Below are 14,997 nucleotides of genomic sequence, written 5' to 3'. Positions count from 1 at the left end.
CCTCGGCGAGCAGCTTGCCCGGGTGCCGCGAGGCCACCGCGCCGAACTTGTCGAACGTGGCGAAGAAGTGGTCCGCTACTCGGACTTGATCGCCGCCAGCATGTTCAGCCGCGCCGCGCGCCGGGCCGGCCACAGGGCCGCCAGGACGCCGACCCCGCCGGCCAGCAGCAGGAAGAACGCCATCCTGGCCCACGGCAGGACCAGTTCGTACGTCGGCATCTGAGAGCCCACCAGCCGGCCGGCCGCCCAGCCGAAGAACACGCCCAGGCCGAGGCCGAGCACCCCGCCGAAGAGCGAGATGACCAGGGACTCCAGACGGACCATCCGCTTGACCGCCTTGCGGTCCAGGCCGATCGCGCGGAGCATGCCGATCTCCTGCTGCCGTTCGAACACCGACATGGCCAGGGTGTTGACGACACCGAGGACCGCGACGATCACCGCCATCGCGAGCAGGCCGTAGACCATGTTCAGGATCAGCGTGAACGCCTGTGCGATGGAGTCGGAGAGGTCCTGCTTGTCCTGGACCTTGATCGCCGGGTTGGAGCCGAGGACCTTCTCCAGCTTGTCCTTGGCCGCGACCGACGCGCCGTCCGCGGTCTTGACCATGACCTGCATGTCGGCGGGGTCGGTCTCGTGCGGGGTGAGGGTGGCGTTGTCGAGCATGATCCCGCGGATCATCTCGTTGCCCTGGTAGACCCCGGCGACCGTCAGCTTCTGCGCCTTGCCGTCCGCGTAGTGGACGGTGAAGCCCGAACCCGCCTTCCAGCCGTGCGACTTGGCCGTGTCGTCGTCCACGACCGCGTCCGGGCCGCCGACCTTGAACGAGCCGCTGTCGACCGTGAGGTCGGTCAGCTGGCCGATCGCCGAGCCGTCGACGCCGGTGATGACCTCGGTGTCGCCGTCGATCCGGGAGACCGCGTTGCGCAGCGGGCTGCTGGCGGTCACCCCGTCGGCGGTCGCGAGCTTCTTCGCCACGTCGGGGGAGAGCGGGTTGCCGTTGGCCATCGAGACGACGTAGTCCGCGCGGATCGCCGCGCTCGCCATCTTGTCGATCGACTTCTGCAGGCTGCCCGCCATCACCGTCATGCCGGTGATCAGGGTCAGGCCGATCATCAGCGCCGAGGCGGTGGCGGCGGTACGGCGCGGGTTGCGCACCGAGTTCTGCCGGGCGAGCTTCCCGGAGACGCCGAACCCGCGCAGCAGCGGGGCGGCGGCCGCGATCAGCGGACGGGACAGCAGCGGGGTCAGGACGAACACGCCGATGATGAGGAGTACGGCGCCCAGGCCCATCGGCGCCTGGCCGTCGGAGCCCTTCATCGTCGTCGCCGCCAGGATCACCGCCACGCCCGCCGCCGAGAACAGGGCACCGATCGTGTTGCGCAGCACCAGCGACTTGGTGGTCGGGGCCGAGTGGAGCGCGCTCATCGCGGCGACCGGCGGGATCTTCGCGGCCCGGCGGCCGGGCAGCCAGGCGGCCAGCATGGTGATGACGACGCCGACGGCGAGCGCGGCGGCCACCGTGCCGGGGCTGACGACCAGCGGGCCGTCCGGGACGCTCGCGCCGAACGAGCCCAGCAGCACCCGCAGTCCGGCGCCGATACCGATGCCGGCGACCAGACCGGCGACACCGGCCACCGCGCCGACCACCAACGCCTCGATCAGCACCGAGCGGGTCACCTGGCGGCGGGAGGCGCCCACCGCGCGCAGCAGCGCCAGCTCCTTGGTGCGCTGGGCGACCAGCATGGTGAAGGTGTTGGCGATGATGAAGGTGCCCACGAACAGGGCGATGCCGGCGAAGACCAGCAGGCCCTGACGCAGTCCGCTCATGCCGTCGGCGATGGCCTTCGCCTGGTCGTCGGCGAGCTTCTGGCCGGTGGTGGTCTCCACGAGCTTCTTCGGCAGCGCCCGGTCCAGCTGGGACTTGAGGGCGGCCTGACCGGCGCCGGACTTCGCGGTCACGTCGATCTCGTCGTACGTGCCCTTCTTGCCGAACAGCTGCTGTGCGGTCGCCGTGTCGAACAGGGCGAGGCTGCCGCCGGCCGCGACATTGCCGTCGTCCGTGGTGAAGATTCCGGCGACGGTCGGCGTGAGGACGGGGCCGTCGACCGAGATGCGCACGGTGTCGCCGACCTTGTAGCCGGCCCGCTCGGCGGTCTTGGAGTCGATCAGCACCTCGTTCGCGCCGCTCGGCGCGTGGCCGCCGACCAGCGGGTAGCGGGCGTCCTTGGTGCCCCAGTAGTTGCCGCCCTCGGACTGCCAGCCGCCGCCGATCAGCTTGCCGTCCTTGTCGGCGATCGCGGTGAAGCCGGAGACGACGCCCGTGGCGGAGGCGGCCCCGGGGACCTTCGCCGCCTTGTCGAGCAGGGCCTGGGTCAGGTCGGGCGTCTTGCCGACCTTGTCGCCCTTGGAATCCTGGTACTTGGCCTGGATGGCCACGTCGACGCCGGCGAAGCCCTTGGCGGAGCTGTTCTGGTAGGCGTCCGAGATGGTGTTGGTGAAGACGAGGGTGCCGGAGACGAACGCGACGCCGAGCATCACGGCGAGCACGGTCATCAGCAGCCGGGCCTTGTGCGCGAGTACGTTGCGCAGGGCGGTGCGGAACATCAGCTGGTGCGGCCCTTCGCGTCGAACTGCTTCATGAAGTCGAGGACGCCGTCGGCCGTGGGCCGGTACATCTCGTCGACGATCCGGCCGTCGGCGAGGAACACCACCCGGTCGGCGTAGGCCGCGGCGACCGGGTCGTGGGTCACCATGACCACCGTCTGGCCCAGTTCGCGCACCGAGTTGCGCAGGAAGCCCAGCACCTCGGCGCCGGAGCGGGAGTCCAGGTTCCCGGTCGGCTCGTCACCGAAGATGATGTCCGGCCGGGAGGCGAGCGCGCGGGCGACGGCGACACGCTGCTGCTGGCCGCCGGAGAGCTGCGAGGGCCGGTGGCTCAGCCGGTCCTTCAGCCCGACCATCCCGATGACGCTGTCGAGCCACTGCTTGTCCGGTTTCCGCCCCGCGATGTCCATCGGGAGGGTGATGTTCTCCAGGGCCGTCAGCGTCGGCAGCAGGTTGAACGCCTGGAAGATGAACCCGATCTTGTCCCGGCGCAGCTTGGTCAGCTGCTTGTCCTTCAGGGATCCCAGTTCGGTGTCGCCGATCCGCACCGAACCGGAGGAGAAGCTGTCGAGGCCGGCCACACAGTGCATCAGCGTGGACTTGCCGGAGCCGGACGGCCCCATGATCGCGGTGAACTCGGCCTGCCGGAACTCGACGGTGACGCGGTCCAGGGCGACCACCTGGGTCTCGCCCTGGCCATAGATCTTGGACAGCTCCGTGGCGCGAGCGGCCACGGAGGTGGTCCGCCGGTCGGCGATGGGTGTGGTGGGCACGGAAGGGCGCTCCTGTCGGGACGACGGCTTTCATGGGGACGTCACCATCGTCCCGGCCGTACGGGCCCGTGTAGTCAGCCGCAGTTCTGGTTCCGGGGGGCGACCAAGGGGGGACCGGAGAGCGCGGTGTCATACCTGGGGATGACGGCGGACCCTTAGGCCGACCGGATCGCCGGCCCCGGAGCCGGTCGCTCCCACCCGTCGAGAACAGGTGGAGCCACCTTGTTCGGACGGTGAAATTCCGTCATTCCCCGTACGCGTGCCCCCACCGCGCGTAACGCTATTGGCAAGTGCGGATGGCTCGTTCCGGCGGCTGATGCACCCTCAGACGTCAATAAAATAAGACAACATCGGGTCGTCCGCCCGCTGTTCGGGGGACGCCTCCCGATAGGCTCAGAATCTCGTAGCGGAGCCCATGGCCTGCCCGGATGGTGGAATGCAGACACGGCGAGCTTAAACCTCGCTGCCCCTCGCGGGCGTACCGGTTCAAGTCCGGTTCCGGGCACTTCCCGCGCCCTCTCGTGGGCGGCTTCGGCTCGCCCCTCGGAGCGACGGCTCATCCCTCACGGACCGTCAGGACCGCTCCGTCGACCTCGACGCGGCGGCCCGTGCGCATCCCGTTGCGGCGCAGAGCGTGCGGGCATTCCTCGAAGAGGGCGAGTTCGCCGGCGTCCAGGATGGCGGCCGGCGGGTCCAGGAGTTCGGTGACCGACGCGTCGGTGAGGACCTCGGGCACTTCCCCGGAGAGCAGGACCACGGGCACCGTCGGCTCGACGAGCTGACCTGCTCCACCCTGCCGGCCGCCGACCCGCGCACGCGGGCCGACGGGTGCGCCGCCGAGGTCGGCACCGTCCTGCACGGCGCGGTCGCCAACGCCCCGAAGGGCGACCAGCGGACCGGCGCCACCCTGCACCGCCACCTGGACGGCCGGCGGGGCCCGATGACCCCGGCCCCGCCGACCCCCGCACCGGCCGCCCGGCCCGCGCCACCGCCTTCTGCGGGCCGGGCGGCCGGCCGCGCGCGCCGAGGGACCCCGGGTAGGGCCATTGACAGGGGGTAAGCCCGGACGGAGACTCGGGAAATCAGGTGAAGGAAGTTTCACCATGCGAACCCCGTAGTCTCCGAACCGGGCAACGGCGCCCCGTCCATGGAAGGAACGACCGATGCGCACCACCGTCGGCATCATCGGAGCCGGACCCGCCGGGCTCCTGCTCGCCCGGCTGCTGCACAACGCCGGCATCGACTCGGTCGTCCTGGAGAGCCGCGACCGGTCCTACGTCGAGCACCGCCAGCGCGCCGGGATCCTGGAGCAGGGCACGGTGGACGTGCTGCGCGCGGCCGGCGCCGGGGAGCGCATGGACCGCGAGGGCCTGCGTCACGACGGCATCGAGCTGCGGTTCGCGAAACAGCGCCACCGCGTGGACTTCCCCGGGCTCACCGGCGGGCGGTCCGTGACGGTCTACGCCCAGACCGAGGTCTGCAAGGACCTCATCGCCCTCCAGCTCAAGGAGGGCGGCCCGCTGCTCTTCGAAGCGGAGGCGCTGGCGGTGGAGGGCGCCGAGAGCGAGCGGCCGCGGGTGCGGTTCCGGCACCAGGGGCGGGAGGACGTGCTGGAGTGCCAGTACGTCGTCGGCTGCGACGGCTTCTGGGGGGTGGCCCGCACCGCGTTCCCCGAGTCCCTCTCCCGGGTCTTCGAGCGCACGTACCCCTACGCGTGGCTGGGCATCCTCGCCGATGTCGCCCCCTCCCACGACGAGCTGGTCTACGCCCGCCACGAGCGCGGCTTCGCCCTCCTGTCGATGCGCTCCCTGTCCGTCTCCCGCCTCTACCTCCAGGTGCCGGCCGGCACCGACGCCGAGGAGTGGAGCGACGACGCCATCTGGGACGAACTGGAGCGGCGCTTCGAGACCGGCGACGACTGGCGGCTGGAGCGCGGGCCGATCACCCAGAAGTCGGTCACACCCATGCGGTCGTACGTCCATGAGCCCATGCGGCACGGCCGGGTCTTCCTCGCCGGGGACGCCGCCCACATCGTGCCGCCGACCGGCGCCAAGGGGCTGAACCTCGCCGTCGGTGACGTCGTCACCCTCGCCCGCGCCCTCGGCCACGACAAGGAGACCGGCTCGCCCGAGCTCCTCGAGACCTACTCGGCGACCTGTCTGCGCCGCGTCTGGCAGGCCGAGCGGTTCTCGTACGACATGACGACCCTGCTCCACCGCGGCCCCGAGGACACCCCCTTCGACGCCCGGCTCCAGTTGGCCCGGCTCGGCCGGCTCGCCTCCTGCCGGGCGGCCGAGACCGACCTGGCGGAGGCGTACACGGGCTTCCCCCTGGACGCCTGAGGCATCTCCGGCCGGTTCCGGTCATGTAGCGGCTTGGTCATGGAATGAAGCCCTCCATGGCCGGGAATCAGGGGTCCGCGTAGCGTGTTGCGCAGCACGGTGGGGGAAAGATCCTCCCCAGGTACTAGGGTCAGTCTTTTGCCAATCCATTACCCTTGATGCCAAGGCCACGCAGGGTGGCCATGGAGGAGTGAAATGAGGAGCAGTAACCCGGTCTTCTCGCGACGGGGGTTCAGCCGCGACAACGGCTACGCGGGCTTCAACACCGCGCCGCAGGCCGGGTACGCACAGGGCACCCCCTACGCCGGTGGCAACCCGTACGCCCAGGGCGGCACCCCGTACGCGCAGAACCCGTACGCGCACAACCCCTACGCCCAGCAGGACGTCCAGCAGGGCGCCCCGCCGCAGGCCCCGGCCTCCACCGGCCGGATGACGATGGACGACGTCGTCATGCGCTCGGGCATGACGCTCGGCACGGTCCTCGTCGGCGCGGTCCTCGCCTGGGCACTGCTGCCGGTCTCGAGCACCAGCTACGGCCTGGCCTTCGGCTCCGCGATCGTCGCGATGGTCCTGGCGCTGATCCAGAGCTTCAAGCGCACCCCGGTGCCCGCGCTGATCCTGGGATACGCCGCCTTCGAGGGCGTCTTCCTCGGCGTGATCAGCGAGATGTACAACAGCCAGTGGAGCGGCGCCCCGTTCCAGGCGGTCCTCGGCACCATGGCGGTCTCGGCCGCGACCCTGCTGGTCTACAAGGCCGGCTGGATCCGCGTCACCGCCCGCTACGCCCGCATCGGCATGGCCATCGCCATCGCCTTCGTGCTGGTGATGGCGGTCAACCTGCTGCTGGTCGCGTTCGGCGTCGCCGGCAACGGCGGGCTGCGCAGCTTCGGTCCGCTCGGTGCGATCGTCGGCATCATCGCGATCCTGCTCGGCGCGTTCTTCCTGACCCTCGACTTCAAGCAGATCGAGGACGGCATCGCGTACGGCGCCCCGAAGAAGGAGGCCTGGCTGGCCGCCTTCGGCCTCACCCTGACGCTGGTGTGGATCTACGTCGAGATGCTGCGCCTGGTGGCGATCTTCAGCAGTAACGACTAGCCGCCGCATACGAGCCGAGAAGGGCCCCGGGGCACCGCCCCGGGGCCCTTGGTCGTGTGTGCGCGCCTAGAGAAGTTTGCGCGCGGCCCTCCTCAGGTCGTACTCATGGATCAACGCCTTCGCGTGGCCGTACGCGAGATTGTGCTCGTGGCGGAGCCAGCTGACCTTCTCCTCGAAGCGGAAGAGGGACGGGCCTTCGGCGACGGTACGCAGCCAGTCGGACACTTCACGACCGGTGCAGTGGGGGATGCGGGCGAGCATGTTGCGATGGGTCTCCTCGGAGAAGACTTGGGACATCGGCGCCTCCGGTGCGCAAAGGGGGGTTGTAGCCGGTCCTTCACGTCACCGTGCCTGAGTGTTGGCGTGTTGGCAACAGTCGGGACAGGACAGCCGATGTCAGGCGTTACGCTCACGGCGTGGTTGATACGACGCCTCTTATCCGTGCCGTGGAGCACTTCGCCGACAAGTTGAGGGCGGCGCCGCAGAGTCGGCTGCAGAGGGGGGCGGCGGCCGAGGCACTGGCGCTGGCCAGGCAGTTGGCCAACTGGGCGCAGACCGTCGAGGAGCCGGGCGGCACGGCCAGGGAGATGCCGGACGCGGGGATGTTCGCCGTGGCCGACCAAATCACCGTGGCCGGGAACGACTTGGCGGTGGTGCTGGAGAGCGACGCCGAGGTGAGGGATGCGGTGCGCTTGGTGGAGGAGGCGCAGAAGAGGGCGGGGGTCTGAGGGCGGTGCGTTGCTGGGTGCGCGGGTGCGTGGGGGTTGCTCGCGCGGGTCCCCGCGCCCCTGAGGGGCGCGGGGCTGTCAATTTGCGGCTCCGCCGCGTGGGCGCGACCGCGACGAGCCACATCGCACCCGCACCCGACGAAGCACCTGTGAATCTCAAAGAGACGCTATGACCCTGTCCGCCAGGATGTAGACGTTCTCCTCGCCGCACGCGAACGTCAGGGTGTACGCACCCGAGATTCCCGAGCCGCCCAGCAGATACGGCGTCTCACCGGCACTCAGGGCGGCAGCCAGTCGTTCCGCCGTCTCCCGGTGCCCCGGCGTCATGCACAGCGTCGTGCCGTCGGCGAAGACGTAGACGTCCAGCGTGCCCAGCGGACCGGGGCGGACGTCGGAGAGTTCGACCTGGGACTCGGCCAGCTCCTCCAGCGTCGCGACCGTGCGCTCATGGTCGTTCACCACCGGCGACTGCACCGGTACGAAGTCCGGGTGGGACGGGTGGCGGCGGCGGGCCGCGGTCAGTTCCGGGGACTCGGAGGAGGTACCCCCGGGGAAGTCGTCGGCCTCCGTCGCCGGCTCGGCGACCGGCTCCAGGCCCACGAAGTCGCTATGCCGGGGCAGGAACGGCTCCCCGTCCGCCAGGCCCAGCAGCGAAGGCGTGTCGGAGGCGTCACGCGCCTCCTGCGCGGCCCAGAAGGCCCGCGCTTCGGCCAGCTCCCGCTCGCGCTCCTCGGCCAGGGCCTCGGCCACGGCGGCCCGTATCCGCTCGGCGTCCGCGTGGCTGCGGGCGGCCGGCAGCAGCGCGCGCATGGCGGCGGCCTGGTTCTCGGCAAGCTGGGTGTGCAGCTCGGCGACCTGACGGCGCAGTTTCAGAACAGTGCGCAGGACAGCGACGCCCACGGCGCCCGTGGCGGCCGTGGTGAGCAGCAAGGCGATTGGCATGGCGCTCACTGACGTACTCCCGGTTCAAAGTCGACCCCCGACTTCCTACATCAGCTTGAAGGGTGGACTATCAAGCTGTCAGTGCGTAACGTCACGAATTGGACAGGACTTTGACCCCCGGGTTTAGTTGTACGGCGGTGTTGACCTGCGGTGATATGCCCGCAGAGCGATATAGGTCACATCCTGGGGGAGATTGGATCACAAATCGGCCCGGTGTTCGGAGTTTTCTCGAACACCGGGCCGTGGCGTCACGGTGGGTCCCGTGACGGTCACTCAGGGATTACGCGGGACCGTACGGTGGCTCAGCTCAGGCGCTCGATGACCATCGCCATGCCTTGGCCGCCGCCGACGCACATCGTCTCCAGGCCGAACTGCTTGTCGTGGAACTGGAGGGAGTTGATCAGCGTGCCGGTGATCCGGGCGCCGGTCATGCCGAAGGGGTGGCCGACGGCGATGGCGCCGCCGTTCACGTTCAGCTTCTCCAGCGGGATGCCCAGGTCGCGGTAGGAGGGGATCACCTGGGCGGCGAACGCCTCGTTGATCTCGACCAGGTCGATGTCGTCGATGGTCAGGCCGGCGCGGCGCAGGGCCTGCTGCGAGGCCTCCACCGGGCCGAGGCCCATGATCTCGGGGGAGAGGCCGGAGACACCGGTCGACACGATCCGGGCGAGCGGGGTGAGGCCGAGCTCGCGGGCCTTGGTGTCGGACATGATGATCACGGCGGCCGCGCCGTCGTTCAGCGGGCAGCAGTTGCCGGCCGTGACCAGGCCGTCGGGGCGGAAGACCGGCTTCAGGCCCGCCACGCCCTCCATGGTGACGCCGGCGCGCGGGCCGTCGTCCTTGCTGACGACCGTGCCGTCGGGGAGGGTCACCGGGGTGATCTCGCGCTCCCAGAAGCCGTTCTTGATGGCTTGCTCGGCGAGGTTCTGGGAGCGGACGCCGAACTCGTCCATCTCCTGGCGGGTGACGCCCTTCCAGCGGGCAAGGTTCTCGGCGGTCTGGCCCATCGCGATGTACGGGTCGGGGACCAGGCCGTCCTCGCGCGGGTCGTGCCAGGCGGAGCCGGTGGACTCGGCGGTGGCCGCGGTACGGGCCTGCGCCTCGGCGAAGACCGGGTTGGTGGTGTCCGGGAGGCCGTCGGAACTGCCCTTGGCGAACCGGGAGACCATCTCGACACCGGCCGAGATGAACACGTCGCCCTCGCCGGCCTTGATCGCGTGCAGCGCCATGCGGCTGGTCTGGAGGGACGAGGAACAGTAACGGGTGATCGTGCAGCCGGGGAGGTGGTCCATGCCCATCTGCACGGCGACGATCCGGCCGAGGTTGTAGCCCTGCTCGCCGCCGGGGAGGCCGCAGCCGAGCATCAGGTCGTCGATGTCCTTCGGGTCCAGGCCGGGGACCTTGGCGAGGGCGGCCTGGATGATCGTCGCGGTGAGGTCGTCGGGGCGCAGGTCCTTCAGGGAGCCCTTGACGGCGCGGCCGATCGGGGAACGGGCGGTCGAGACGATGACGGCTTCGGGCATCTCACGGCTCCATTGGCGTACGGGACGGGCAGGGTAGTTGGGAAGTTACCCGTACGTATGTCATCGGTCACCGGTGCCGGAGTGTGACACTGACCGCAATTTCTAAGCGCTTGCTTGGTCTATTCGGCCGGGCCGGCCCCGAACCTCGTCTCTTCGGAGAGGGGCTCCGGTGAGAGGGCCGGCCCGTCGACGTGGTGACGGCGGCGGCGCTTCAGCAGAGCCCACGGTCCCCGGGGTCCCGTCGGCATGGCCGCCGTGACCTCCGTGCCGGGTTCGGCCGCCGCCTCCGCGGCAGCGCGGGCGACCGGGAGGAATCCCTCGCGGCGGGTGACGTCGGGGCGCTCCTCTTCCGCCGGCCAGAGGCCGAGGGCCGCGCAGACCGTGGGGAGCACCGCCATCGCCGCGGTGGCGTATCCCTCAGCCGAGGGATGGTAGTTGTCGGGGCCGAAGAGCTCGCGGGGGTTCGCGGCGAACTCGGGGCCCAGCAGGTCGCCCAGGGACACCGTGCGGCCGCCCTGCTCCACCGTGCCGATCGTCTGGGCCGCCGCCAGCTGGCGCGACGCCCGCCGGGCCAGCCAGCGCAGCGGCTGTCGTACCGGCTCGATCGTGCCCAGGTCGGGACAGGTGCCGACCACCACCTCCGCGCCCGCCGTGCGCAGCCGGCGGACCGCTGCCGAGAGGTGACGCACCGAGCGCGTCGGCGGCATGCGGCGCGTGACGTCGTTCGCGCCGATCATGATCACGCAGACATCGGGGACGGGCGAGGCCGGGCCCAGGACCAGCGCCACCTGGCGGTCCAGGTCGTCGGACTGGGCGCCGGGGAGGGCCACGTTGCTGAATTCCACCGGGCGTTCCGCGACCGCGGCGAGACCCGACGCCACTAGCGCGCCCGGAGTCTGCGCGGCCCGGTGCACGCCCTGGCCCGCCGCCGTGGAGTCGCCGAGCATCGTCAGGCGCAGCGGAGGCTCACTGGTGCCGTACGCGTCGCCGTAGCGGCCGTCCGCCGTCGGCACCCGGCCGCCGCTGTTGCCGTTGCCCACCCGGGTCCTGGCCATCCGCACCTCGGCCAGCACCAGCCCCACCGCGGCAGCACCGACCAGCCCGATCCCGCCGCCGCCGTACGCCGCACCGGCCGCGATGCGCCGGGCCACCCGCGCCCTCGACATGCTCGTCATACGTCGCCGCCACCTCCTCGTTGCCGTACATCCACTCCTTGCCCCGTACCGGCCGTCCGTCAATCTCAACGGGGAGTGAACCTCCGGAGGAGCCGTAGGCTGGCGACACCACTTGGACCACCTCTTTTGCAATCAACCGGAGACAACGGTGCGATTCCACGACTCGATGATCAGTCTCGTCGGCAACACCCCGCTACTGAGACTCAACAGCGTCACCCAGGGCATCCAGGCCACCGTGCTCGCCAAGGTCGAGTACTTCAACCCTGGCGGTTCCGTGAAGGACCGCATCGCGCTGCGGATGATCGAGGCCGCCGAGAAGAGCGGGGAGCTCCGGCCCGGCGGGACCATTGTCGAGCCGACCAGCGGAAACACCGGCGTGGGGCTGGCGATCGTGGCTCAGCAGAAGGGGTACAAGTGCATCTTCGTGTGCCCCGACAAGGTCAGCACCGACAAGATCAACGTGCTGCGGGCGTACGGGGCCGAGGTGGTCGTCTGCCCCACCGCCGTCGATCCCGAGCACCCGGACTCGTACTACAACGTCTCCGACCGGCTGGTCCGGGAGACCCCCGGCGCCTGGAAGCCGGACCAGTACTCCAACCCGAACAACCCCCTTTCGCACTATCACTCGACCGGCCCCGAGTTGTGGGAGCAGACGGAGGGGAAGATCACTCATTTCGTGGCGGGCGTGGGGACCGGCGGCACCATCTCCGGCACCGGCCGCTATCTGAAGGACGTCAGCGACGGCCGCGTCCAGGTGATCGGCGCCGACCCCGAGGGCTCCGTGTACTCCGGCGGTTCCGGGCGGCCGTACCTCGTCGAGGGCGTCGGTGAGGACTTCTGGCCCACGGCCTACGACCGGACCGTCGCCGACGAGATCGTCGCCGTGTCCGACAAGGACTCCTTCCAGATGACCCGCCGCCTGGCCAAGGAGGAGGGCCTCCTTGTCGGCGGCTCCTGCGGGATGGCCGTTGTGGCCGCGCTGCGGGTGGCCGAGCGGCTCGGCCCGGACGACGTCGTGGTCGTACTGCTGCCGGACAGCGGCCGTGGGTACCTCAGCAAGATCTTCAACGACGAGTGGATGGCCGACTACGGCTTCCTGGAGGACGAGGGCCCCAGCGCCCGCGTCGGCGACGTGCTCAGCGACAAGGCCGGCGGCTCCATCCCCTCCCTCGTCCATATGCACCCGGAGGAGACCGTCGGGCAGGCCATCGAGGTGCTGCGCGAGTACGGCGTCTCCCAGATGCCGGTCGTCAAGCCGGGCGCCGGGCACCCGGACGTGATGGCCGCCGAGGTCGTCGGCTCGGTCGTCGAACGGGAGCTGCTCGACGCGCTGTTCAGCAAGCGGGCCTCCCTGGAGGACCCGCTGGAGAAGCACATGTGCGCGCCGCTGCCGCAGGTCGGTTCCGGCGAGCCGGTCGGCGACCTGATGAAGGTGCTGGGCGCGGCGGACGCGGCGATCGTCCTCGTCGAGGGCAAGCCGAAGGGCGTCGTCAGCCGGCAGGACCTGCTGGCCTTTCTCGCCAAGGGCGGCAAGCAGTAGCGAACGTCCGGTGAACGGGCCGTGACCCCGGGGAACTTACTGTTTCCGGCCCGAGTGGTGGACTTCGCGGAAGTGGTACGAGCGTGTCACGTCCGCGCAGCACACGCTTAACACGGGTCCGGCACATTAGTGGGTGTCGGCAGGGCGGGAGCGGCTCCCCGCCTCGGCCGGCACCGAACGTCCAAGGACCTCCGGAGCGGCTCCCGGACCTCCATGGACGCCCGGACGCGCAAGCCCGGCCCTGACCCGGCTCGCGTCCCTCGCGGGGACCGCCGTCGTCCCGCCCCCCGGTAACGGGGGTGCGGCGGTCCCCGCGCACACTCTTTTTCCGGCTGAAGCGCCGCCGCTCTCGCGGATGTGGTTGCTCGCCTCGTGGTTCCTCAATCAGTGGCCGCGGTCGTGATCGTGGTCCCTTTCAACTTCCCAGCAGCGCAAGCCGCTCCGCAGTCCGGCGACCGGGTGCTGGATGCGCTTCACGCCGTACGCGCACTCCTTGAGGTCGTGGTCCGCCCACAGCCGGCGGAAGTCCGCGCTCCTCAGGGACAGTTCGCCGATCAGCGCGGCCATGCGGGGGTCGTCGGGGTGGTGGCCCGCGTCGACACGCAGGATCGCGACGGTCTGGGCGGCGACGGCAGCCGATCGACGAATGGCAGCGCATCATCGACACCATGTGACCGGTGTGCAGCGGGTGCTGCGGGCCTTACCGGGGATCTGATGGCGGCGGCCGCCCAGGGCCGTAGCGCCGATCTCGTCAACGTGTCGTCCACCGGCGCGCACGCCGTCTTCCCGACCTGCGCGGTGTACAGCGCCACCAAGGCCGCCGGCACCCAGCTCTCGCAGGTGCTGCGCGCCGAGTTCGGGCCGCGCCATGTGCGGGTCACCAATGTGGAGCCGGGGATGACACGGACCGAGCCGGCCGACCACATCGACTCGCACGAGCTGCGGGAGCAGATGGACGGCATGCCGGGTACGACGGGCTGGCCGGCCGCCGAGGACATCGCCGACCTGGTGGGCTATGTGACGAGCCCGCCCCGGCACGTCAACCTGCGGCAGGTCGTGGTGCTGCCGACCCGGCAGGTGTGACCGGTCCGGTCAGTCCTCTCCCCGGTCGCGCCGGCCGAACAGGCCGGGGTTGAGGCGGACGGCCTGGGCCACGTTGACGCCGACGATGCCGACCCAGGTGGCCACCAGCCCCGGCAGGTGCGCGATGCCGCCGCCGATCGCCGACAGCGGGATCGCCAGCACCAGCGACACGATCCCGAAGCCGAACCGCTCGCCCCAGGAGTCGCTGCCCTTGGCACCGCGCGCACCCCGGGCCACCTGCATCTGCTGCTCGGCCAGGGTCCTGCGCAGCCGGCGCTCCACCGCGCCGTCGATACGCCGGTCGATCTTCTCCACGAAGGAGTCGGCCAGCTCCGACTCGTACTCCGGCCCCAGCTCCCTGCGGGCGTGCAGGGTGGCGTCGAGTTCCTTCTTCAGGTCGGTGTCAGGCGCGTCCGTCATGGAGCCCACGGTAGGGAGCCGGGGGCGCTCGCCGCACTGGGGTAAGCCCCCGCATTCCCCGGGGGCCCGCCCTCAGGGCAGCAGCGACACCAGCCCGCTGTCCAGGTCGAACCGGGCCGCCACCACCGACGCCCCCGCGAACGCGGGGTCCGCCCGGATCGCGTCCCGCACCCATGCCGTGTGCGCCCGCATGGTGTGCTCGGCCCAGTCGCCGGGCAGCGTCCTGGTGCGGCGGGCGGCCGGGGTGATCTCCGCGACGAGGAGTTCCAGGTGGCCGGGGACGGGCGCGCCGGTACGCAGATGGCCGAGGGTGGCGGCGACGGCCCCGCAGCGCTCGTGGCCGAGCACCACGACCAGCGGGACGCGCAGCTCCTCCACGCCGTACTGGATCGAACCGAGCACGGCCTCGTCCAGCACCTGCCCGGCCGTCCTTATGCACAGCAGGTCGCCGAGACCCTGGTCGAAGACCAGCTCGGGGACGACCCGGGAGTCGATGCAGCCGAGGACGACGGCGAACGGGTGCTGTCCGCCGGCCGCACGCGCCGGCCGGCGCGTGCGGCCGGCCGCGTACCGCCGGTTGCCGGCGAGGAGTTCGTCCAGCGCGGCGGTGGCGGTGGCGGGAGCGGGGGAGTGCGGTCGGCCGGTGCCGGCCGTCGCCGGGGTGGGGACGACGGCCAGCGCGCCGGCGGCGGTGGCGGTGGCGGTCAGAAAGGCCCTGCGGTTCGAGGCCATGACGCTTCCTCAGAGTGAACAGAGTTCAGGGGTCGTGCTG

13 protein-coding genes, 1 tRNA gene and 2 pseudogenes are annotated in these 14,997 nt (G+C 70.7%); 6 read left to right on the top strand and 10 right to left on the bottom strand.

What is annotated here, in order from left to right; all coding sequences use genetic code 11:
- Positions 1–75: 75 nt before the first annotated feature.
- Together ABZ396_RS35890 and ABZ396_RS35885 are read right to left on the bottom strand one after the other, a co-directional pair.
- Complete coding sequence (locus tag ABZ396_RS35890) at positions 76–2,604, bottom strand: FtsX-like permease family protein (RefSeq protein ID WP_358927059.1); 2,529 nt, start codon at positions 2,602–2,604, stop codon at positions 76–78.
- Positions 2,604–3,377, bottom strand: coding sequence for an ABC transporter ATP-binding protein (locus ABZ396_RS35885; RefSeq protein WP_358927058.1), 774 nt, complete (start codon positions 3,375–3,377; stop codon positions 2,604–2,606). The genes ABZ396_RS35890 and ABZ396_RS35885 overlap by 1 nt, the downstream gene beginning before the upstream one ends.
- A gap of 422 nt (positions 3,378–3,799) precedes the next feature.
- On the opposite strand from ABZ396_RS35885, the gene ABZ396_RS35880 reads away from it, so the two are divergent.
- A tRNA-Leu gene (locus tag ABZ396_RS35880) sits at positions 3,800–3,882 on the top strand.
- 51 nt (positions 3,883–3,933) lie between these two features.
- Here the strand turns inward: ABZ396_RS35880 and ABZ396_RS35875 are convergent.
- The gene (locus ABZ396_RS35875) at positions 3,934–4,296 is read right to left on the bottom strand and encodes a hypothetical protein (protein ID WP_358927057.1); all 363 of its coding nucleotides are present in this window, start codon (positions 4,294–4,296) and stop codon (positions 3,934–3,936) included.
- Between the two features lie 244 nt (positions 4,297–4,540).
- Here ABZ396_RS35875 and ABZ396_RS35870 point away from each other — a divergent pair, with 244 nt between their 5' ends.
- Positions 4,541–5,719 carry a 4-hydroxybenzoate 3-monooxygenase gene (locus tag ABZ396_RS35870; RefSeq protein ID WP_359186740.1) on the top strand — a complete coding sequence of 393 codons (1,179 nt, stop codon included), beginning with the start codon at positions 4,541–4,543 and terminating at the stop codon, positions 5,717–5,719.
- Between the two features lie 195 nt (positions 5,720–5,914).
- A complete protein-coding gene (locus ABZ396_RS35865; protein ID WP_358926999.1) occupies positions 5,915–6,814 on the top strand; it encodes a Bax inhibitor-1/YccA family protein in 900 nt (299 codons plus the stop codon).
- Between the two features lie 66 nt (positions 6,815–6,880).
- Here the strand turns inward: ABZ396_RS35865 and ABZ396_RS35860 are convergent, their stop codons facing one another.
- Entirely contained in the window at positions 6,881–7,111 is a 231-nt protein-coding gene (locus ABZ396_RS35860; protein ID WP_351706537.1) for a DUF4287 domain-containing protein, read from the bottom strand.
- Positions 7,112–7,230: 119 nt separating this feature from the next.
- On the opposite strand from ABZ396_RS35860, the gene ABZ396_RS35855 reads away from it, so the two are divergent.
- Positions 7,231–7,542: a hypothetical protein gene (locus ABZ396_RS35855; RefSeq protein WP_358927000.1), complete on the top strand. Its 312-nt coding sequence runs from the start codon at positions 7,231–7,233 to the stop codon at positions 7,540–7,542.
- A 156-nt stretch (positions 7,543–7,698) separates the two neighbouring features.
- On the opposite strand, the gene ABZ396_RS35850 is transcribed toward ABZ396_RS35855, so the two are convergent.
- The 3 genes from ABZ396_RS35850 to ABZ396_RS35840 form a co-directional block, all read right to left on the bottom strand.
- Positions 7,699–8,493: a hypothetical protein gene (locus ABZ396_RS35850; protein ID WP_358927001.1), complete on the bottom strand. Its 795-nt coding sequence runs from the start codon at positions 8,491–8,493 to the stop codon at positions 7,699–7,701.
- Between the two features lie 293 nt (positions 8,494–8,786).
- Positions 8,787–10,007, bottom strand: coding sequence for an acetyl-CoA C-acetyltransferase (locus ABZ396_RS35845; RefSeq protein WP_358927002.1), 1,221 nt, complete (start codon positions 10,005–10,007; stop codon positions 8,787–8,789).
- 119 nt (positions 10,008–10,126) lie between these two features.
- The gene (locus ABZ396_RS35840) at positions 10,127–11,182 is read right to left on the bottom strand and encodes an SGNH/GDSL hydrolase family protein (protein WP_358927003.1); all 1,056 of its coding nucleotides are present in this window, start codon (positions 11,180–11,182) and stop codon (positions 10,127–10,129) included.
- Positions 11,183–11,330: 148 nt separating this feature from the next.
- Here ABZ396_RS35840 and ABZ396_RS35835 point away from each other — a divergent pair, with 148 nt between their 5' ends.
- Complete coding sequence (locus ABZ396_RS35835; RefSeq protein ID WP_358927004.1) at positions 11,331–12,722, top strand: cystathionine beta-synthase; 1,392 nt, start codon at positions 11,331–11,333, stop codon at positions 12,720–12,722.
- A 447-nt stretch (positions 12,723–13,169) separates the two neighbouring features.
- On the opposite strand, the pseudogene ABZ396_RS35830 reads toward ABZ396_RS35835, so the two are convergent.
- A pseudogene (locus tag ABZ396_RS35830) lies at positions 13,170–13,355 on the bottom strand (transcriptional regulator); the annotation flags it as partial.
- Between the two features lie 5 nt (positions 13,356–13,360).
- Here ABZ396_RS35830 and ABZ396_RS35825 point away from each other — a divergent pair.
- Positions 13,361–13,805 (top strand): annotated as a pseudogene (locus ABZ396_RS35825) (SDR family NAD(P)-dependent oxidoreductase); the annotation flags it as partial.
- 9 nt (positions 13,806–13,814) lie between these two features.
- Here the strand turns inward: ABZ396_RS35825 and ABZ396_RS35820 are convergent.
- A complete protein-coding gene (locus tag ABZ396_RS35820) occupies positions 13,815–14,225 on the bottom strand; it encodes a hypothetical protein (protein ID WP_358927005.1) in 411 nt (136 codons plus the stop codon).
- 72 nt (positions 14,226–14,297) lie between these two features.
- Positions 14,298–14,957, bottom strand: coding sequence for a carbonic anhydrase (locus tag ABZ396_RS35815; protein WP_359186736.1), 660 nt, complete (start codon positions 14,955–14,957; stop codon positions 14,298–14,300).
- Positions 14,958–14,997 lie beyond the last annotated feature (40 nt).

The organism is Streptomyces sp. NPDC005866 (assembly GCF_040629895.1).
Lineage (GTDB): Bacteria > Actinomycetota > Actinomycetes > Streptomycetales > Streptomycetaceae > Streptomyces.
This window is presented reverse-complemented; position numbering and strand designations above follow the sequence as displayed.